The organism is Bacillota bacterium (assembly GCA_012839765.1).
Classification (GTDB): Bacteria; Bacillota; Limnochordia; order DUMW01; family DUMW01; genus DUMW01.
On the sequence record DUMW01000026.1, the window covers coordinates 1 to 20971 of the forward strand.

A 20971-nucleotide genomic window follows, 5' to 3' on the forward strand; every position below is an offset into this window, starting at 1 on the left:
ATGGAGAGGATTCTTCCCAAAGGACTCCGGTTCCATTCCTACGGGAGGGGCTTCCTAACCCAACCATTCCTTCACAAAGGACCAAATCCGGGCCTTGTAATACCGGTGGCCCCCCTCCCCGATATACAACTCACAACGTTTTTCAGCACCGGCCACCCGGTAGATCTCCTTTAGCTTCCTAAAGGCTTCCTGGGCACCCTCAAGGGGAAAGATCCTATCCTCCCTGCCGTTGATGGCCAGGAAAGGCCTGGGGGCAATCAGCCCCGCCACATCGTACATCTCACCCAGGGTCACAATCCCCGGGATATAATTACATTCACAATGGAAAACTGCCGCGATGGAGGATTGGAAGGTACAAAAATAGCTTCCGGGCGCCGCTAGGGTGATCCGGGGATCCACCGCGGCGGCAAAGAGGGAGACGGTCCCCCCGCCGGAGTTGCCAGTGATGATCACCCGCTCGCCGTCCACCTCCGGTCGGGTCAAGGCATAGTCCAACAGTCGCATCACATCCCATACCCGTTCCCCCACCAGGGTGCGACCAAGAAGCTGGGCATGCATCTGCAAAGTCCGGCAAAAGCCCCGGCCCCGCATTTCCTCGGGGTTCTGCAATTCCCCAAAAGCCCGCATGTCTGGCACCAAGGCTACGTAACCTTCCTGTACCGCTTGGATGCCGATATTCCGTTCTTGCGTCTCTCCCGATTCCCGGTCCTCATCACTCTGGTAATGTCCCGCGTAGATCTCTTTTCCCTGGGGGCTGTGGCCGTGCACCGCAATCACCAAGGGGACCGGTCCGGTAAGCCCATGGGGAACCAACAGATAAAAGGGCACGAAAAAGCCCGGTTCCGTCTCCAAAACCCACTTTTCTTCCCGGTAACCCGCCATTTCCACCTCCCCCACCTTTTGGGGCGGATTCTGGCTGGCACCGCGACTTTCAATCCTGGGCAAACCCAGAACCTCCACCAATTCTGCCCGGAAGGCCCTTTGCCAGGCGTCAAACTCTTCCTTCGTCCGGGCCCGAAAGGCATACTTCGGCTGGGTCGCAGCAAACAGACGGGTGGTCCAACCCTTACCAACATAGGGATTACTCATGATACGCTCCTCCGATTGATATGTAACCATCTCGAAAATAGAAACCATCGCCCACTTACTTTACTCATTTCTTCTTTCCTACGGAAACTCCTGCCAAAGGATTTACCCTCTTCGCAAACTTGGTCCACACTTCACAACTTCGGAGTTATTGACATACGTTCATAATAGGGGTAGAATAATTATGGGCATATGCTAATAATATCTGGGACCCAGCGTGGGGAAGACTAAAGGCCCACCAATCGGTTAGGAAAAAGAAGATAAGAAAAACCACAGGGTGGTAACCGATGAAAAGACTCACACCAGCGATCCAAGATTATCTTCGAGCCCTGCTGGAGCTGTCCGCCATCGGGGAACCGGTCCGTACCACCGCGGTGGCGGAACGGCTGGGGGTCTCCAAAGCCAGTGTGAGCCAAGCGATGGATGTGTTAAAGAGAGTCGGCTATATCGCCAAAGAACCCTACGGCCCCATCCGGCTTACCCCCAAAGGTCGCAAGACGGCCAATGAGATAAAACGGCGTAACCTCTTAATCCGCACTTTGCTCATTGAGGTGTTAGGGGTGAAAGAAGAGATCGCCCTTCACGATGCCTGCAGCATTGAGCACCAAATCAGTGCAGAGACGGTACGAAAGATCGAGGGTTACCTCCACCGCATTGCCCTCTGGCCAAAGCCGAACTGAAAACAAAAGGAAAGGTACAGTGCTTTAACCATGGGAAAGGTCGTGGTGGGCTTGGGTTCCTCTTTGCGTTGGCGTAGCCGGAGAGTCTCATAGGTAAACACAGCCCGAGGCTAGGATCTCACGAAGGAAACCAAGGGCAAACCACCATTCTCCCAGAAGCAGAACTACATGGGAACTGGGACAAACCGAAAACTGCCGAAGGTCGATGGGGGCAAAGAGCGAGCGGTGCAGTGGTGGGTGAGGAGAGGGTTCTTCACCCCCTCCCCCGCTTCCCGTTCAGTACCTTCTTAGGGGGGAACCACTGCCAAGAATCGTTCTAATACCTGGGCAATGTCCCCTAAACCAAACACCTCAAGCCCGGTCTTCCAGTTCTTTGACCTCGTCTAGGTATAACCGAGCCGCCACCTCGTCCACAACCAAAGTGGCCCCAGGGTGCCGACGCAGAATGGAAGCCGGACACTGGGTATCGATGGGACCACGGAGGGTCTTGTACACCGCTTCCTGCTTCCTTTCGCCGGGCACAACACACACCACGCGCTTTGCGGCCAGAATCGTAGGGATAGTCAAAGTGACCGCGTGGCTGGGGGTATCGTCCAGCGTGGCAAAGCACCCGTCATTGACCTGTTGGAGCCGACAGGCCAGATCTAGTTCCACTACCTTCACCGGCAGGGGATCGGCAAAATCGGCCACCGGCGGGTCATTAAAGGCAATATGTCCGTTCTCCCCAATACCAATACAGGCCAAGTCTGGAGGAAATTGGGCAAGTAAAGCTGCGTAACGGCGACATTCCTCCGCGGGGTCCCGACTAGGATCCATGGCATAGAACCTCCTTAAAGGCACCCGGCTTACCACATGCTCCTCCACGTACCGAGAGAACCGCTGGGGAGCATCCTTCGGCAATCCAATGTATTCGTCCAGTTGAAAGGCGTTGACCCGTTCCCAAGGGATCTCAGGCAGGGCTGTCAAAGCCGCCAAGAACTCATTCTGGGAAGGAGCCGCGGCAAACAGGACGTTTACTTCATCCTTGTCCTTTGCCCTCGCACGGATGAACTCCGCGGCCAGCCGGGCCGCCGCCTGCCCCATCGCTTCCCTGGTAGGATGGATCTGGACTGCAAGTTGTTCCACTTTGTACTCCATCGTCGAAGACACCTCCAAGTCTTGGTATACAAACATCAACGTTCTACTTTGATACCCCGACAGCAGACCTCCTCAACACGTAAACCCTGTCCATGCCAGGGTGATCAATCTAATGGCACCCTCTGCCCAGCTTTGCCACTGGCAAAACTGCCCCCAATCGGGGTCTGTTCAACTCTCCCGGGGATAGCCCCCGGGGACCGTCTTCGGCGGAAATGTAGGGGCCTTCCCTCACCACCGGGTACTTCCTTCTAGCCATGGCGATGTCTGGGGAGCCCCAGACTTTATACTTACTATACATATTAATTAAACTGATTAATTATTTCCTTCTAGAAACACGCCGGATCTCCTGCTTATAATCCCCAAAAAGATCTGGCCGCAGGGAAACTGTCTGGGCTTTACCTTGGGCCAAGAGTGCAAACCATCGGCGAAAACCCGCTGCCCTTGGAAGTAGGTCTCAACCAACAGCACGCCCCTGTGATTTTACGACACCCTAAAGACACGGGTAATACCTAACTACACCTCACCCCCTCAGTCTCGCCTTCAACTCCATGGGCCTGCTGTATACTTCCCTTAACACCAAGGCACACCCACCCAGGGCGCCGGCATCGGCCACCAATGCCCCGGGTAAAATCCGTAGGACCGCCAACTGGGAGGAGAACACCTGCTCAGCGATCACCCGCCGCATCTCTTCCCACATCACTGTACCGCCTTTCAAAAACCCGGAGATCACCAATAGCTCCGGATTGAGCAATTTCACACAGTTGGCCAGGCCCAGCCCCAAGTAGTATCCTGCCTGACGCAGCACGTGGGCGGCGGCTTCGTCGGTTTCGCCCCGGGCTAGGATGTCTGTCCCGCGGAGGGGCCCTTCACCGATCTCTGGACGCAGGTTCCGGTAACTGGTCACCAGGGCTGCTTCCGAGGCGATGGCTTCCAGACAACCCACTAAACCACAGCCGCAGCGTGGCCCTTCGGGCCATACCACCATGTGTCCTAATTCCCCAAGGCTACCGTTGCTTCCCTGGTATACATCCCCGTCGACCACCAAGGCCGCGCCGATCCCCCGACCGATGCGTACGCAAAGGACGTCCTTGGCATTGGTGGCCGCTCCAAAGGTACTCTCTGCCAAGGCGATCCCCCGCACCACATGGTCCACCAGGACGGGAATGCCGGTCTCTTCCTCTAACCACTCCTTCACGGGGACGTTGTGCCAACCGAGGCGGGTACTATGCACACAGATCCCCTCAACCTTCTCCACCAAACCGGGGAGGACCACACCCGCTCCGAAGACTCGTCCGGGGTCCACCCCAGCCCGATCAATCAGCCTTTGGATACCCTCTTTGACCCCGGCTAAAACCCGCTCTGGTGCCAGCACCCTGTTGGGTAACCGCACCTTCGCCCGGATCCCCACCCGCAGGTCCGCCAGACACAGGCTGGTAATATCATCGTCGATCTCCGCCCCGATCACATAACCCCCGTCGGGATTAAGCTGCAGCAGACGGGGCCGCCGTCCTCCGGTAGACTCCCCCAGCTCCGTCTCCCGTACTAGGCCCAGGTCGATCAGTTCTCCCACGATGTGCAACACCGTAGGGGGCGTAAGACCCGTGCGCATAGCCAACTCATTGCGGGTAATCTCCTCGGTCTTGCGCATCTCCTCCATGATCAAGGCCGTGTTGATCTCTTTAATCATCCGGGCATTGCCCGTTTTCATGGACATCCCCATCACCCCACATGCTAATCCCTGCACCAGGTAACCCCACCTTAGGGCAGGAGTTGCCTTGTTCTGGGGGAGGCCTCCCTTTGGAGCCGTCCCCGCCATTCTTTAACCCAAGGTGGGTTTATCCCGAAACTCCACCACCGGCGCTTCCATGCCATGCAACTCAAAAACAATCAACTCATTGACACCCTTCTTAAGAAGCGGTGCCGGCACATAGAGGGTCCGTTGGGGTCCCCGCTCCCAATACCGGCCCAGGTTAAAGCCGTTAAGGAAGCAGACACCCTTAGTCCAACCATCAAGGGCCAAGAAAGTGTCCATGGGCTCCTCAACGGTGAACTCGCCCCTGTAAAAGGCCGGGCCCTCCTGGTTAGTCCCCGGGGCAAAGGATAAGCCCCTCAGATCATCCAAGGGCAGGGGGAAGATCTCCCAATGGAACAAAAACTGGTAACTCAACAACACCCCCTCAGTGATCCCCTTGCGGTCCAAAAGATGCCGTCCGTAGTTGATCCGTCCCATGTTCTCCACCAAAAGATCCAAGGTGGCCCCGTCTTTGGGGATGTCGACGAATACCTTCTTCTCCTTGTCCCAGCGTTCCAAAGTACCCATATATTTCCCGTCCAAGAAAACCTGGGCCCGGTCCCGCAGCTCCTGGACTACCACCTGTACCTCGGACCGCGGTCCGCTCACCCTGGTGCGGTACAGGATAAAGCCGTAGTTTTGATCCACCATCTCCATGGGGAGAGGTACCGTGCTGGTAACGGGCTTGCTAAGCTGGTCCAGGGAGGAAAACAGGGATACCGATTGATCCAAAGCCACCTTACCCAGGGCCAGCTTCGGTGCCACCTGGGGGACTTCCATCGCGGGCAATGATACGTATTTACTCACCACCTCCCGGAAAGCCCAGTACTTCGGAGTGGGATCCCCGGCTTCATTCAGGGGGGCGTCGTAATCGTAGCTGGTCACTGTCGGCTCATAGTGCTCTCCATGGTTTGCCCCGTTCATAAAGCCAAAGTTCGTGCCCCCATGGAACATAAAAGCATTAACCGACCCACCCATACCCAGGATCTTGTCCAGCTCCGCGGCGGCATCCTCCGCGCTTCTGGTCTTATGTTCTTCCCCCCAGTGGTCAAACCAACCATCCCAGAACTCACAGCACATCAGAGGACCCACCGGCTGATACTCCCGCAACTTCTTGAAAGCCTGTTCAGTGCGGGAGCCGAAGTTGGCCGTCTTCAGTACATCGGGCAACGTTCCGCCCTGGAGCATCATATCAGTGGGACCGTCGGAGGTGAACAATAGCACATCCACACCCCGCCTTTGCATGCCGTCCTTCAGATAACGTAAGTACTGGGCGTCATTGCCGAAACTGCCGTACTCATTCTCCACCTGCATAGCGATAATGGGACCGCCCTGGGTGCACTGAAGGGGTACCAAGCGGGGAAGAAGAGCATCGAAGAAACGATCTACCGCGTCTAGATAGGGCTTGTACATACACCGCACCCGCATCGCGGGATCCTTCAACAGCCACGGGGGCAAACCGCCAAAATCCCATTCGGCACAGATATAGGGGCCCGGGCGCACGATGACATTAAGGCCCAGTTCCCCCGCTTCCCGCACGAACCTTTCAATGTCTAGACCACCTTCGAAGCAAAACTCTCCGGGTCTCGGCTCATGCAAGTTCCAGGCCACGTAGGTCTCCACAGTGTTAAAACCACAGGCCTTCAGCTTCTGGAGCCTGTCCCGCCAATACTCAGGGACGACGCGAAAATAGTGGATTGCACCCGAGATGATTTGGATTTCTTCGCCATCAAGGAAAAAGGAATTACCCTCTATCCTAAACTCAGCCATTTCTTAACCTCCTTGGTACACTTTGCAGCCACACATTTAGGTCTATTATACCAATCCGCCGCCCACTTGTCGCCCTCGGTGGAAACTGGCATCGGAAAAGCCCAAAGACCCTTCCCCAAGGATTTTGCTTTCTCTCCCTTTCATGGTATGATTGAGATCGACTGCCACCCCCAGGCACACTACCTACTACTATGAGACAAAACACCCAAGAAAGGATCATCCACCATGGATATTGGCGTCTTTGATATCGTCGGTCCCATCATGGTAGGCCCTTCTAGCTCCCACACTGCGGGAGCTGTACATCTGGGGCAAAGTGCCCGGTTGCTGTACGGCGAGCTGCCCCGGGCAGTAACCATCCTTCTTCACGGTTCCTTTGCGGCCACCTACCGCGGCCACCGGACAGACGTGGCGCTGGTGGCAGGCCTTTTGGGGCTGTCCTCTGCGGATCCCCGCATTAAGGAAGCCTTACAGCTAGCCGCGGAACAGAATATGAAGGTGCACATCGAGGAAGCCGACCTGGGGGAAGTGCATCCCAACACCGCCCGCTTCCTCTTTCCCCAGGGGACTCCCCTCCGGGAGATCACCGGGTGTTCCGTAGGCGGGGGAAGTATCGAGATCACCTCCATTAATGGTTTTCCCATCAAGTGGAACGGCAAATCTCCGGCGCTGTTCACCAATCACCTGGACAGTCCCGGGGTAGTGGCTAAAGTGACGGGGAGCCTGGCTCGGGCCGGGATCAACATTGGAACCATGCAAGTGGTTCGGCTGAAGAAAGGCGCTGATGCCTTGCTCTTTGTGGAAACCGATTCCCCAGTACCCCAACCGGTCGTGGCGGAGATCGCCTCGATTAAAGACATCCACTGGGTCCGGCATACTAAGTCATGGGAGTAGATGGATCATGGAAAAAATAACCTTCACCACTGCTGCGGAGTTGATTCAGCTGGCCGCCGAGAAGAATCTCCCCTTGGGCCGGATCGTAGCCCAGTACGAGGCGGATCGCACTGATCAAGACTTAGACGCTGTCTATGCCACTATGCGACAACATCTCCAGGTGATGCAAGAATCGATAACCGAAGGCCTCAACAACCAAACCCAGGGCCTCATTTTGGCGGGCCTTGCGGAAAAGCTTCGCCAGGCCAAACAAGCGCATCTTCTTTTGGGTGGACCCCTCTTTGAGAAGATGATCACCTACGCCACCGCCGTGGCAGAGCTCAACGCGACCATGGGTCGTATTGTGGCCTGTCCCACCGCGGGCTCCTGCGGCATCCTTCCCGGGGCGGTCCTGGCCCTGGCCCAGGAGAAGAACCTAGAAGACAAAGCGATCCTGGAAGGGCTCTTTGTGGCGGCCGGAATAGGCATCGTCTCTGGCAACGTCTGTGGCCTCAACGGTGCCGTGGCAGGCTGCCAGGCCGAATGTGGCATCGGGTCCGCCATGGCCGCAGCGGCTATTGTCGCCATGCTGGGTGGAAACCCCCAAAGGATCGTAGATGCCGCTTCCATGGCCCTGCAGTGTCTGTTGGGCCTGGTTTGCGATCCGGTGGCAGGACTAGTGGAAGTGCCCTGCATCTATCGCAATGCGGCGGGAGTGGCGGTGGCCCTCAGCAGTGCCAACTTGGCCCTGGCGGGTATTCCCGCGGTGATCCCCTACGATGAAGTGGTGGTCACCATGGCCAAGATCGGCCGGCAGATGCCTAGGGAACTGAAGGAAACAAGTCTGGGCGGCCTGGCGATTACCCCTACGGGGCAAGCCATCGCCAAAGGCCTGGGGCTCACTATCCAAAGGCAGCCTTAGCCTGGGGTGGCATCATCGGAAGACCCTTTGGTCACATCCCTTCGATACGCCCGGTATTCCTCCAGGATCCCGGGGTGGTCCTTTAGGAAGGCAACAAAGATCTGCATAACCTCCAAGGCATGGTTACTAATGTTATGCTCAATCATTTCCGTATCCTTGAGCAAAGTATCCTCCACCCCGATAAACTCCAAGAACTCCTGCACCAGGCGGTGCCGCTCCAATAGAAACTTCCCTAGTCGTTCTCCCCGGGGAGTAAGCTGCACCGCCTCATACCGTTCATAGTCCACCAACCCCCTTTGGGCCAGGCGCTGTACGTTCCTGGTGGCTGAGGAAGCTTTCACATTCAGTTGTTTGGACAATTGACTGATCCGCACCGGCCCGCCCTCCAGGTGCATCCGGTAGATCATCTCCAGATAATCCTCCATGCTAGGCGTAAGCAGCATCCGATCCTGTTCTTCCAATTGATAGCCCCGAAAGGTCTTGAACTTACCGGTCCCCACCCGGCACCCCTCCCCCGTTGAACACATTAGCCCCCTCCTTCATATATTAGCCGTAGGTAAAAAACTTGCTCACCTCTAACTTATGTGGCACCGGTGGGCAATTATCCCCGGGAGGAAGTAGCTATGGAAAAATGCCAAATCCTACCTTTGAACCAGATCCCCGTCGGCAGCCAAGGGGAAGTGGCGGGACTCCTTGGCAACGGAAAGGTGCGCCGTCGGCTGCTGGATCTAGGGTTAATCGAGGGGACGAAGGTAGAAGCCCTACAGCGCAGTCCAGCGGGCGATCCCACCGCCTACCACGTCCGGGGAGCCGTCATCGCCCTGCGGGCCGAAGAGGCAGCCAGGATCTTGGTACGCACCACCAACGGCATCCAGCCCACCCAGTGAGGGCGCCGGGTCCAGCGTGAACCCAAAAGCACTTTGACAGGAAGGATGCGAAGAAGACATGGGCCTAACCAGAAGTGCCACCGGCAAGGGGGCCTTACAGGAAATGTGGGAAATCAAGGCGGGACCCACAGATTTGGTCATCGCCTTGGCAGGCAATCCTAACACCGGGAAGAGCACCGTGTTCAATAGCCTGACGGGTCTGCGACAACATACGGGCAACTGGCCCGGCAAGACCGTCACCAACGCCCAGGGCCGGTATACTTACGCGGGCAAGGATTACGTCTTGGTGGACCTACCTGGAACCTATTCCCTCGCGGCCAACTCCGTGGAAGAGGAGATCGCCCGGGATTTCATCTGCTTCGCAGATCCCGCCGCCACCATCGTGGTTACCGACGCCACGTGCTTAGAGCGTAACTTGAACCTGGTCCTCCAGATCCTGGAGATCACCCCCCGGGTGGTGGTCTGTGTAAACCTCTTGGATGAAGCTAAACGCAAGGGAATCACCGTAAACTTGGAGAGGTTGGAGGAAATCTTAGGTGTTCCAGTGGTGGGCACCATCGCCCGCACAGGCCAAGGACTGGAAGAACTGCAACAGGCTGTGGCCCAGGTGTCAACAGGCCACGTACCAAGGGGAAGGATCGTTCGCTATGGGGAAGTAATTGAGGAAGCTGTCACCCGACTACAAAGGGTAATCGCACCATTAGTGGCAGATGGGATCCCTCCCCGCTGGTTCGCCCTAAAGATTTTGGAAAACCGCGGCGAGTTGCCGGACTCTCTAAGCTCGTGTCTCCCTATTTCCGCTGCCCTCCTGCGGGAAGCCTGGCAAGAGGTGGAAACCTACCTCCAGACCCAAGGGAGCTCCTGGGAAAACCTGCGGGACCAGTTGGTCAGCACCCTGGTCAAAGAAGCGGAAGAGATCTCCGACCAAGTGGTCTCCTTCCAGGTGAAAAACTACGACCAGTGGGACCGCAGGATCGACGGGATCCTCACCTCCAAGAAATTCGGGATTCCCATCATGCTGGGGCTTTTGGGCTTGGTCTTCTGGATCACCCTGGAAGGGGCCAATTACCCGTCCCAGCTTTTGGCCGCGGGTCTTTTCTGGGTAGAGGAAAAACTACTCTTCCTGGCGGAAAAACTGCAGGCACCGGCCTGGGTAGAGGGACTGTTCATCCTCGGGCTATTTCGCACCCTGGCCTGGGTGGTCTCGGTGATGCTACCCCCCATGGCCATTTTCTTTCCTTTGTTTACCTTACTTGAAGACTTAGGATACCTGCCCCGGGTGGCCTTCAACCTGGATAACTTCTTTAAACGGGCCCGGGCCCACGGCAAGCAGGCCCTGACCATGTGCATGGGCTTTGGCTGCAACGCCGCGGGGGTGATCAGCTGCCGAATCATTGACTCCCCCCGGGAACGCTTGATTGCCATCCTCACCAATAACTTCGTCCCTTGCAATGGTCGTTTCCCCACGTTGATTATCCTCGCTAGCATTTTTCTGGCCGGCCGCCTGTTCCCCACCTTCACCGCCACCCTCTGGGTGCTGGGATTGATCGTACTGGCGGTCCTCCTGACCCTTTTGGTCTCCAGGTTCCTTTCCGCAACCCTTTTAAAGGGGCTTCCCTCCTCCTTTACCCTGGAGCTACCGCCCTATCGTCAACCCCAGGTGGGCCAGATCCTAATCCGCTCCCTGTTGGATCGGACCCTGTTTGTGCTATCCCGGGCGGTCCTGGTGGCCGCACCGGCAGGAATGCTCATCTGGATATTGGCCAATATTCCCCTAGGGGGCGTTACTATCCTTGACCATGTGGCGGGTTTCCTCCATCCCTTCGCACACTTGCTCGGCCTGGACGGTTACATCCTTACTGCGTTTATCCTGGGGCTGCCCGCCAATGAGATCGTCATTCCCATCATCATCATGAGCTACATGTCCACGGGAGCCTTGGTGGAACTCAACAGTCTAGGGGAGATCCAGCAGCTTTTCATGGCCAACGGCTGGACCTGGTTGACGGCCCTTTGCACCATGCTCTTTTGTCTTAACCACTTTCCCTGCGGTACCACTTTACTCACCATTCGCAAGGAAACCCAAAGCTGGAAGTGGACGGCCCTCGCCGCCTTGCTCCCCACCCTCGTCGGCATGCTGTTGTGTTTTATCGTGACTCAGACCGTACGGCTGTTAGGCCTGGTATAAACAACGGTGGTGCAGCCCCAAGCTGCACCACAACCCTTCGATACTCTAGTCGTCCGGTTCCAGGGGCCAGTCTAGCTGCTGGGCAATATACTGGTAGACCTTTTGGACAATGGTTAGCAGCAGGTTTCGAACTTCTTTCTGCTCCAGACCAAAGATCTCTCCAATGGCCCCTTGGGAAAGCCCCTCCTTATACAACAACGCCACATCCCGTTCCTGTCCTCGCCAGGGGAAATCCCTTTCGGTGAGGGCTCCCAGCGTTGCTTCGTAAGGTTTCGCAGCCTGCAGGTTGCCCCCAAGGCCATCAGACTCCAAAGCTTCCCATGGCGTTCCTCCTCCCCAAAGGAAGGATCCTCCTCTTCCAACAGTTCCCAGGCCCGTAAAGGAGCTAGGGAATAGATGGGCGCAAACCATTCCCCTAGGGAAGACCCGCGGTTTCCCCCAGGAAAGTAACCCAATCGCTCCAACAAGGCCAGCTCCTCACCCGACTCTGCCCCTCTCTCCCCGTCGGAAGGCAGCTTTCCACCCTCCCAGAAAGCCGTAAGATCTGCGGGTAAAGGTTCCCCCTGCGACTGAGCATCGGATTCTTCTTCAGAGAAGGGCTCAAGCCAGCGAAGGAACTCTTCTTGGGTGATCCCCCGGAACAATAGATACTGCCAGGGATCCCGATCGAACTGCTCAGTCAGCAAAAATGCCACTGCCGCCACGTGTTTACAGGGATTTGCCCAATCGGGACAGGAACATTCCATCTCCAACTCCGTCCAGCCTTCTGGAAAAAGCCATGTACCCGCCGTTAGAAACACTGTCTTCAGATCCTCCGGAAACTCCCGGACAACAAGTCTGCCACCACCGTGGGAGCTTCCCGCAGAACCTCCACAACAGCCTCCGCCTCCTCCCGAGAAAAGGCCGCCATTTCCAGCACACATTGATAGGGAGTCCGCCGGGTACCTTGCACCTTAGCTGATACCTTGCCCCGTTCAATCTGCAGACTCTGCTGTCCACTACGGGCATAGCTTTTTCCACGACTGAGACGGGAGTCGGTGCCGTAGGAAGTAAAAGCCTGTTCCCACCGCCTTGCCCACCAATTATTACCAAAAGACCCCCGTCGACTCTGGGCGACAATCCCAGACTGGGCCACAGCTTCCACCACGGAAGCTCCGTAGCCTTTGCTTCGGCTTGCCACACAACCACCCCAATGACTATTCTTTCCTGCAACTGGATAAGTTCCCGCAATTCCTCGGTGGAAAGTTCCGTCAAGGCCCGTTCCCCTTCCCCCACTATCTGCTGAGCAAGGGTCTGCTTCTCCTTCAATGAGGGCATCGATCCGCTCCTCCAGGGTCCCTACACATAGCAACTTATGCACCTGCACATTCCTCGTCTGGCCGATGCAAAAGGCACGATCGGTGGCCTGGTTTTCCACTGCGGGGTTCCACCAGCGATCATAGTGAAAGACGTGACTGGCCCGGGTGAGGTTCAGCCCAGTGCCCCCCGCCCGCAACGAAAGGATGAAAATGCCGGGGGCTTCTGGATCTTGTTGAAACCGCTGAATCATAGCATCCCGCTTGCCTTTGGGCACTTGACCGTGCAAGAAGAGGACCTCTTGATTGAAGACATCTTCCAAATATGTTTTCAACATGTGACCCATCCGGGCGTACTGGGTGAAGACCAAAGCCCGTTGGTCGCTGGCCAACATTTCCTCCAGGATCTCGGTAAAACGGATAAGCTTGCCCGAGCGTCCCTGGATCCGGGAACCGTCCTGCAAAAACAGGGCGGGATGGTTACAGATCTGTTTCAGCTTTGTCAAGGTAGCCAGCACCAATCCCCGGCGACTCATCGGGTCCTCTTGGTCAATCAGCTCCAGCATCTCATCGGTCACCGCTTTGTATAGTGATGCTTGCTCCCGGGTTAGATAACAGAAAACCTTGGTTTCAAACTTCTCAGGCAAGTCCGCAATGATCGCCTTGTCGGTCTTTGTTCGGCGCAAGATGAAGGGACCGGTAAGCAGCTTCAGCTGTTCCATCGTCCTTTTTTCCTGTTGCTGCTGGATGGGCAACAGAAACCTCCGCCGGTAGCTTTCCCGGGAGCCCAACCAACCGGGATTCAGAAATTCCATCAGCGACCACATCTTGGTAAAGGCCAGGGCCACCCCGGGCATAGCCGCTACCAATTGTCGAAAGCGCACCTGATCTTGCCCATCCAGGAACGGTACCCACCGGGCCCGGTAAAAGCTCTTTTCATCCTCCAGTTCCGGCAGGCAACGGCCCCGTCCCACCAAGCCCAGGGTAAAACGTAATACCTGGGCTCAGAAAGTCAAGGTAGGCCCCCGCTCAAGCTTCCCCGCTAAGGCGCTGTTAAACATGCTAGTCTGCAAGAGGGAAAAGGTTTGAAAGGTGCGCAACGGTACCGCCATCACAGGCCAGGATCGAAAGGTCGGCTCCTTACCCGACGTTCCCTGACCGTCGGCAACCAAAGAAACATCCGCTGGGGTGGAGAATAACACAGGATCCCCTTTCGTCGCAACAACCGCACCAGTTCTTTACCCGAGACCCCAAGACGAAAAAACTCTGCCTCAGCCGGGGAACCCTTCACCCTTTCTGCCCACACCCAAAATGCTTCATTATACCAAGTACCCTGTAATCGGTATAAATCAATCCCCACCAACATAGACTAAGTCTCTAATTTATACTGAGATAACAGTTCAGTCTGGGAGATAGCAAGGCGATCCGCAAAACCGATCCGGAAAAGCCCAGGCGGGTCAAGACACCCTCTAGTGTAGGATGTCCTTCTGCCGGAAAAGCCAAAGGCCGGCTCCAACCCCCAGGACAAAAAGGATACAAACAAAGAGGCTCGGCCACAGGGGTAACCGTTTTGCGGCAAGGAGCCCGTGCACGTCGTAAAGCTGAAAGAGACTGAAATACCCCAGCCAGTTTACCTTGTCAGAAACCTTCGAAAAAGCATCGAGGACGAAGGAACCCAAGACAATACCGATCCCCAAGGCGGTGGCACTCCGACTGGCATTGAAGAGGGGGGTCAACAGGTAACCGATCCCGCTGAACCCAATGGCGATCAGATACCCCGCCGCGAAGAGCAGGAAAAGACCAGTAGGATTGGTCACCTCTGCGGCCAGGTGCCCCGCCAACCAAGCAACTAGGGCAGACAAAAGAAAAAGCACCGTCAATTGGGTAAGGCCGCTTAGGACTTTGGAAAGAAAGATGCGCGGTCGACTTACGGGTTGACTGAACAGAAACTCCCCGGTCCTTTGATCCAACTCCTTGCTGATACTCCCCAGGGCCTGCAAAATCCCGAAGATGCTAAGTAGAAGCACATAAAACACGTAGGGTTCACTGCCCATCCAGCCCTCAAAGGAGGTGAAGGCCGCGATGTCAAAGTTAAAGGCATCAAGGAGGGCCTGGGGGTAGCTTTCCAAAAGACCCGCCAAGTCTTCGTTGGAGATAATCAAATCCGTAAAGGCGGCGAAGGTCACCAGCACCGCCACCAGCGCGAGTCCAAAGCCGATGAAACTGCGGCGGGTAAGCCTCATTTCCCCGAGATATATATTCCTACTCCACATGGGCATCCTCCTTTTTATACAGAGCCATGAAAAGCTCCTCCAAGGTGGGACGGGAGACCGTCAGGTCCGCGATGGGGTACTGGGCAATCCTTTGGAGCACCAGCTGCAGCTCCTCCTCCGTATGGATCACGTGATACCCCTCTTCATAGGTCACCTGGCTGCCCAAGTCCGCCAACCCGTATTCTTCAATCCGGTTCCCCTCCTCGCCGAACCGAACCCGGATAATCCGTCGGTTCCGGCCGGGAATCTCATCCACCCGGGAGACTGTGACGATGGTGCCGTCCCGGATCACCGCCACCCGGTCACAGACCTTTTCCACCTCGGAAAGGACGTGGGTGGAAAAGGAGACCGTGACCCCTTGTTTTTTCCTTTCCTTCAGGATTCCAAAGAACTGGTTCTGCATCAAGGGATCTAAGCCCGAGGTGGGTTCATCAAGGATCAGTAACCGGGGATGGTGCATCAAGGCCGCCACTACTCCCAGCTTCTTTTTGTTGCCCAGGGAATAGGTATTGATCCTTTTACTCAGATCCAGTTGCAACAAGTCGGCATAGTGATGGATATCCTCCCGTCGCACCTGGGAGAAATTGCGGGCCACGTAGGCCAAGAACTCTCCCCCGGTCAGGTCGCCGTAGAAGCTTACCTCGCCGGGTAGGTAACCGATGTGCCGTCGGATCTCGGGATTGTCTTTCCCCAGGGTCTTTCCGAAGAGTTTCATCGTTCCCCGGGTGGGGAAAATCAACTGCATCAACATCCGGATGGTGGTGGACTTGCCGGCACCATTGGGACCAATGAAGCCGAAGACCTCCCCTTCCTCCACCGTCAAGTTCACATTTTCTACTCCCCTGACGGAGCCATAATACTTCGTCAGATCCACCGTCTCAATGACCGCCAAGGACACCGCCTCCTTCATTTCAAAAGGACGTTCAGTCTAGATGCTCAGGCCCCCTCTGCACCGTTTCCGGGAAGATCCTTACAGGCCACCACCGAAACCCCAAGGCCCAACAGATCCGGTACCACCACATCCCCCATAGCGAGTGGAGGCTCCACCTTAAGATCCCGCAGATACTCCATGGCGGTAAGAAGCATTCCCTTAGGGATGGTACCTTGGGTCTTCACCGGCAAGCGGGCCCTTGTGCCCCGTACCGCCACCGTGGTAGTTAAGATCCGTCGGGGATTAGTCATCTCTTCCCGAGCGTATTGCACCCCCCGGGGACACTGGTTACCCTGGACCACCAGCTCCTCACCCGGTATGATCTCCAGCTGGCAACCGATGGGACAGACGATACAGATTTTACGTATAGACTGCCTCATGACAACGCCTCCAATCCCACTTCCACTTGGTCAAACTCCATCAACTGGGCGGCCTCCTGGGCACTGATGGGGAGCCGCAGCATTTCGCTTGGTCTCACGGGTCCCTTGACCACCGTCTTATCCCCGATCCGGATCCGTACCCGGCGTTGGGGCGCTGCCACCCGCAGGTACAGATGGAAATCCTCCGGGATCGAAAGCCGTTGGGGCACCACATAGCGAATCCCACTTCCGGGAAGCAGCCTGGTACCACTGGTACTGCCCAGCCCCAAGGCCGCCGCCCGCCCGGCGATGGCTGCCTCTTCACTGACGTAGTCCACCAGGTCGTGGACATGGAGCACGTTGCCACAGGCATAGATCCCAGGTACATTGGTGTGACGGTACTGGTCCACCTCGGGGCCTTGGGTGCGGGGATCCAACTGTACACCCCCGGCCAAAGACAGCTCGTTTTCCGGGATCAGTCCCACCGAAAGCAGCACCGTATCACAGGGAATGTACTCTTCGGTGCCGGCAATGGGTCGGCGTTCTTCGTCTACCCGGACCATGGTCACCCCCGTGACCCGCTCCCGGCCATGGATTCGCACGATGGTTGCATTAAGGTAGAGGGGGATCGCAAAATCCTCCAGGCACTGGGCAATATTCCGCGCTAGACCCGCCGGGTAAGGCATAATCTCGATGACCGCCTTCACCCGGGCCCCCTCTAAGGTAAGCCGGCGGGCCATGATTAGCCCAATATCCCCGGAACCCAGGATCACCACTTCCCGCCCAGGCATAAACCCATCAATATTCATGAACCGCTGGGCACTACCTGCGGTGAAGATCCCCGCCGGACGAAAGCCTGGAACATTCAGGGCCCCCCGGGTCCGCTCCCGACATCCCGCCGCAAGAACCACCCGTTCGGGCCTAAGCTCTAAAACCCCGTACTCCGGCGACACCGCGGTGATGGTTTTATCGGAGGTGAGTTCCCTCACCATGGTATTTAGATACAGATCGATATCCGCTTCGGCCACTTGGCGGGCAAAACGGGTGGCATACTCGGGACCGGTGAGTTCCTCACGAAACAGATGCAACCCAAAGCCGTTGTGGATACATTGATTCAAGATACCTCCCAGCTCTGGTCCCCGCTCCAGGATGGCCACCGCACCGGCCCCGGCTTCCTTCGCCGCCAAGGCCGCAGCCATACCGCCTGGTCCACCACCGATGACTACGACGTCGTAGTCTCTCCTAGGAAGACCCTTGGGGCCCCAGGTGGGTTGGGTGGACCGCAGGGACCTTGGGGTATCCTTCTCCATAGGCCCCATCAAGATCCTGCTTCCTGCGGAGTTTTTCACGATGGTCTCCTCGGGCACCCCCAACTCCCGGGCCAGGATCTGCACCACCAAGGGCTGACAGAAACCACCCTGGCACCGGCCCATCCCGGCCCGGGCCCGGAATTTGACCCCATCCACGGTCCGGGCACCCCGGCGGATGGCCTCTACGATCTCTCCTTCGGTGATCTGCTCACAACGGCAGATGACCCGGCCAAACCGGGGATCCTCCGCAATTAGCCGCCTTTGCTCCTCCGGAGACATCTTGCGGAAACGCCTGACCGGCGGCCGTTTTTTCACCGCTGAAGGATCCGGCTCCATGGACAACCCCAATTCCTCCAGCAGTTCCCGGATCCTTCGCGCCACCGCGGGCGCCGCGGTCAAACCGGGGGACTGCATTCCCGCAACATGAATCAGGCGGGGACACTGCTTCGCCGGACCGATGATGAAATCCCCACTCTGGCTGGCGGCCCGGATACCAGAGAAACTAGCGATCACATCCTGGGCCCTGAGGCTTGGCACCAGTTGTTTGGCCGCCTGGAAGACCTCCGCCCAACCTTCCGCGGTAGTGTCCACCGCTTCTTTGTCCTCGATCTCCACCGCGTTGGGACCAATCATGATGTTCCCGCCCACGGTGGGGATAATCAAGATCCCCTTGGAGGCCTGGCCGGGGGTGGGGAAGATGGTGCTGGTAACCAGATCCCCTAACCTCTTATCCAGGATATACTCCTCACCCTTCCGGGGCCGGATGATCACCGATTCATCCCCCACCATCCGGGCAATCTGGTCGGCCCAAAGTCCCGCGGCATTCACCACATACCGAGCCTGGATCCTTCCCCGGTCCGTCACCACCAGAAGTCCGTCGTCTAGCACCTGGATTCCCTGCACCATGGTACCGGTCATAATCCTGGCCCCATTCCGGGCCGCCACCTCTCCGGAAGCGATGGCCAATTCAAAGGGACTTACTATCCCGCCGCCCGGGGCATACAGCCCGCCGAGGATCTGCGGGTTCAGATTAGGTTCCCGGGCTAGAACCTCCTCCCGCCTGAGCAGGTGCAGGTCCGTAAGTCCATTGGCCTTCCCCTGGAGGTAGTAGGCCTCAAGCCGGGGCAAATCCTCCGGAATCTGGGCCACCATCAAAACACCGTTACGCCTGAAGGGTACATCAAGGTCCCGGCACAGTTGCTCGAAAAGCCGGTTCCCTTCCACACAAAACCTCCCCTTCAGGGTAGTTAAGGGGTCATGAAAACCGGCATGGACGATGCCACTATTGGCCTTGGTGGTGGCCCAGCCCAGTTCCAGATTCCGCTCCACCAAGACTACTTGTATTCGATACTGGGACAGGGTGTAGGCAATGCTAGTGCCCACCACCCCGCCCCCGATAATTAACACATCGGCAGAAACCAAAGGTGCTTCCATGAACAAGCCTCCCTGCACTACGGATCAAAAAAAGCCCTTCCCCGAAGACAGTAGCAAGCTGCCTCCGTAGAAGGACTTTTCTCCATGTCTCCAGTCATTCTTACAGAGAACCAAGATAAACCTACCACAGCCCCACGGTTCTGTCAAGACCGGCAAAGGATGGGGAGTGAGTCAAGCATAAGTGGGGGAGAGCTCCCTCTCCAATATTTGGAAGCCAGAAACTTGCTACCCTCGGTCAGCAGTCTGTTGAAAAAGTTCGACATCCCCCCGGAGGAAGTCTTACCTGCGTAAACGATTGGTACACTTGCCATTGGTGGAATATGTGCGTTCCTTCGGGTTACCTTGTTGATCGTCTATTCAACAGCCTCTTTCACTGTCTTTCGCCAGCAGATGCCGGCCTTTTGTAGGAATTCAGCTACGTTCCTCGTCACTTTGCGCAGTCTCCCGTCATGCGCGCTTGACAGCAGCTGGATCATTGCCGCGAATCCTTTTCAGCTAGCCGTCTCGTATCTCGTCAATAGAGCGTTTCCCACAAGCCGCCCCCCTCGATATCACCGGAGGAATGGAACCGCGTCCGAACCCGATACCGCGAATTGCGGGCCTTGGGTATACCCGAATGGGCCGCACACAAACTGGCCAATGCCCGGAAAGGACACTGGCGCGTGTCTCAGATGCTAAGTATAGCCCTGGACAATCGGTATTGGAGCAGTCAAGGGCTGATAAGCCTCACCGAACGTTACCATCAAATTCGTCAAGCTTGGTGAACCGTCGTATACCGAACGGTACGTACGGTGGTGTGAGAGGACGGGGGCTAACCGCCCCCTCCTACTCGATCTCTCCAGTTTTCTCCGGGAAAGAGGCTCAGCCTCCTCTATTGGAGACTGAGTCGTTATTGGTCTGCCCGGCCCCATTTCAAAGAACCTCACAGGCGCCGCTGGAGTTATTACTTATACGAGTTAAACCAGCTCACTAGGCAAGCCCAGCAACACTTGCCAGGTTTCCCCAAAGGATAGCCGGCAAAGCACAATACAGCCTTTCCGCTCCTCAGTAATCCGTCGCTACAGGGTATCCGTCGATGGCCACTTCGTTCTGTTCAAAGATGCCAGTGGTGTTTACCAACATGACCGGACCAAGGGACCCCGGGAAAACAAACCTGTTCAACACATAGGAGAACACCTGGCGACTTTGAGTAAGATCAATCCTGTTGTTTGACAACACCAGGTCCTGGGTTGATGTAACAACAATCCCCGGCAGGGGGCCACCGGTGATCACGTTGTTCTCGATGGTGATGTTCCGATGAAGGCCAGAAGGCGCCATGACCCACGATTGTCCGCCAAAGGCCGAGACCACAATGCTGATCGACCGGGCATTCTTGATCGTGTTGCCCGTGATCCGTAGGTCTTCACTGGTACCCCCCTCGAACCAATAGTACTCCGGGGCAATCTCGATCCCGTAATCCCAGGTCTCTTCGACGATGTTGCCGGAGATGATCCCACTGCGGCCTTTGATCAAGATTCCCCGGGACCGGTTGTACCCAAAGTGGTTATTGATCACCGCAAAGTCACCGGGCAACTGACTCAGGGCCTGCAACATGCTGCCCCGCGGCACCGGTACCTTTCTATCCAGGGTCAGGACATATACATCGCTAAGTTGTTCCTTGATGGCCGTCCGCATATATTGGTTGGCCAGAAACGTCCTTTCGTCCGCGGTGAGCGTTCCGGCAGGCTCGATGGCAATTACAGTTACATCGGTGATCTTCCGCCCGTCATAGGTGACGATCTCCAGCTGATCTCCCGGCTTTATATCCAGATCGCCGTAGGGAGCAACGCGGATCTGATCTCCACTGGCCGAAGCAACATAATGATACTTCCCGGTGATGTTCACCGCGTCATCGCCCATGAAGAAGGCCCGGCACTCCTCGATAATCGGGCCTTTCGTCGGCCACCAGGCATGGAAGGCATCGGCATTAGCCGAGCGCAGGCGCATGAAATCCCGCGGCACGAGATCCTCCTCCAAAGGTCGACGATCTACGACGTTCCG

At 56.7% G+C, this 20971-nt stretch carries 17 protein-coding genes and 1 pseudogene; 5 read left to right on the forward strand and 13 right to left on the reverse strand.

Going from position 1 to position 20971, the window contains the following annotated elements; all coding sequences use genetic code 11:
• Positions 1–54: 54 nt before the first annotated feature.
• Positions 55–1089: a hypothetical protein gene (locus GXX57_02380; protein ID HHV43503.1), complete on the reverse strand. Its 1035-nt coding sequence runs from the start codon at positions 1087–1089 to the stop codon at positions 55–57.
• Between the two features lie 284 nt (positions 1090–1373).
• Between GXX57_02380 and GXX57_02385 the strand changes: the two genes are divergently transcribed.
• Positions 1374–1766, forward strand: coding sequence for a metal-dependent transcriptional regulator (locus GXX57_02385; GenBank protein ID HHV43504.1), 393 nt, complete (start codon positions 1374–1376; stop codon positions 1764–1766).
• Between the two features lie 351 nt (positions 1767–2117).
• On the opposite strand, the gene GXX57_02390 is transcribed toward GXX57_02385, so the two are convergent.
• The 4 genes from GXX57_02390 to GXX57_02405 form a co-directional block, all read right to left on the reverse strand.
• The gene (locus GXX57_02390; protein ID HHV43505.1) at positions 2118–2903 is read right to left on the reverse strand and encodes a glucosamine-6-phosphate deaminase; all 786 of its coding nucleotides are present in this window, start codon (positions 2901–2903) and stop codon (positions 2118–2120) included.
• A 109-nt stretch (positions 2904–3012) separates the two neighbouring features.
• The gene (locus tag GXX57_02395; protein HHV43506.1) at positions 3013–3159 is read right to left on the reverse strand and encodes a hypothetical protein; all 147 of its coding nucleotides are present in this window, start codon (positions 3157–3159) and stop codon (positions 3013–3015) included.
• 264 nt (positions 3160–3423) lie between these two features.
• Positions 3424–4647, reverse strand: coding sequence for an ROK family transcriptional regulator (locus tag GXX57_02400; protein ID HHV43507.1), 1224 nt, complete (start codon positions 4645–4647; stop codon positions 3424–3426).
• Between the two features lie 75 nt (positions 4648–4722).
• Complete coding sequence (locus tag GXX57_02405) at positions 4723–6465, reverse strand: beta-galactosidase (protein ID HHV43508.1); 1743 nt, start codon at positions 6463–6465, stop codon at positions 4723–4725.
• A gap of 225 nt (positions 6466–6690) precedes the next feature.
• Between GXX57_02405 and sdaAB the strand changes: the two genes are divergently transcribed.
• Both sdaAB and sdaAA read left to right on the forward strand, forming a co-directional pair.
• Positions 6691–7356: an L-serine ammonia-lyase, iron-sulfur-dependent, subunit beta gene (gene sdaAB / locus GXX57_02410; protein ID HHV43509.1), complete on the forward strand. Its 666-nt coding sequence runs from the start codon at positions 6691–6693 to the stop codon at positions 7354–7356.
• Positions 7357–7363: 7 nt separating this feature from the next.
• A complete protein-coding gene (gene sdaAA / locus GXX57_02415) occupies positions 7364–8257 on the forward strand; it encodes an L-serine ammonia-lyase, iron-sulfur-dependent, subunit alpha (protein ID HHV43510.1) in 894 nt (297 codons plus the stop codon).
• Here the strand turns inward: sdaAA and GXX57_02420 are convergent.
• Positions 8254–8757 (reverse strand): MarR family transcriptional regulator, encoded by a 504-nt coding sequence (locus tag GXX57_02420; GenBank protein ID HHV43511.1) that lies wholly within the window; start codon positions 8755–8757, stop codon positions 8254–8256. The two genes, sdaAA and GXX57_02420, sit on opposite strands and share 4 nt — an antisense overlap.
• 123 nt (positions 8758–8880) lie before the next feature.
• On the opposite strand from GXX57_02420, the gene GXX57_02425 reads away from it, so the two are divergent.
• Both GXX57_02425 and feoB read left to right on the forward strand, forming a co-directional pair.
• Positions 8881–9144, forward strand: coding sequence for a ferrous iron transport protein A (locus GXX57_02425; protein HHV43512.1), 264 nt, complete (start codon positions 8881–8883; stop codon positions 9142–9144).
• Between the two features lie 58 nt (positions 9145–9202).
• Positions 9203–11329 carry a ferrous iron transport protein B gene (gene feoB / locus GXX57_02430; GenBank protein HHV43513.1) on the forward strand — a complete coding sequence of 709 codons (2127 nt, stop codon included), beginning with the start codon at positions 9203–9205 and terminating at the stop codon, positions 11327–11329.
• Positions 11330–11442: 113 nt separating this feature from the next.
• Here feoB and GXX57_02435 read toward each other — a convergent pair whose 3' ends face one another.
• The 7 genes and pseudogenes from GXX57_02435 to GXX57_02465 form a co-directional block, all read right to left on the reverse strand.
• Complete coding sequence (locus GXX57_02435) at positions 11443–12075, reverse strand: hypothetical protein (GenBank protein HHV43514.1); 633 nt, start codon at positions 12073–12075, stop codon at positions 11443–11445.
• A pseudogene (locus GXX57_02440) lies at positions 12038–13481 on the reverse strand (DEAD/DEAH box helicase). Before GXX57_02440 ends, GXX57_02435 begins: the two are co-directional and overlap by 38 nt.
• A gap of 612 nt (positions 13482–14093) precedes the next feature.
• Positions 14094–14897, reverse strand: coding sequence for an ABC transporter permease subunit (locus GXX57_02445; GenBank protein HHV43515.1), 804 nt, complete (start codon positions 14895–14897; stop codon positions 14094–14096).
• Entirely contained in the window at positions 14887–15807 is a 921-nt protein-coding gene (locus GXX57_02450) for an ABC transporter ATP-binding protein (protein HHV43516.1), read from the reverse strand. The genes GXX57_02445 and GXX57_02450 overlap by 11 nt, the downstream gene beginning before the upstream one ends.
• Before the next feature lie 26 nt (positions 15808–15833).
• A complete protein-coding gene (locus GXX57_02455) occupies positions 15834–16208 on the reverse strand; it encodes a DUF1667 domain-containing protein (GenBank protein HHV43517.1) in 375 nt (124 codons plus the stop codon).
• Positions 16205–18931, reverse strand: coding sequence for an FAD-dependent oxidoreductase (locus tag GXX57_02460; GenBank protein HHV43518.1), 2727 nt, complete (start codon positions 18929–18931; stop codon positions 16205–16207). Before GXX57_02460 ends, GXX57_02455 begins: the two co-directional genes overlap by 4 nt.
• Before the next feature lie 1044 nt (positions 18932–19975).
• Positions 19976–20932, reverse strand: coding sequence for a right-handed parallel beta-helix repeat-containing protein (locus GXX57_02465; protein ID HHV43519.1), 957 nt, complete (start codon positions 20930–20932; stop codon positions 19976–19978).
• Positions 20933–20971 lie beyond the last annotated feature (39 nt).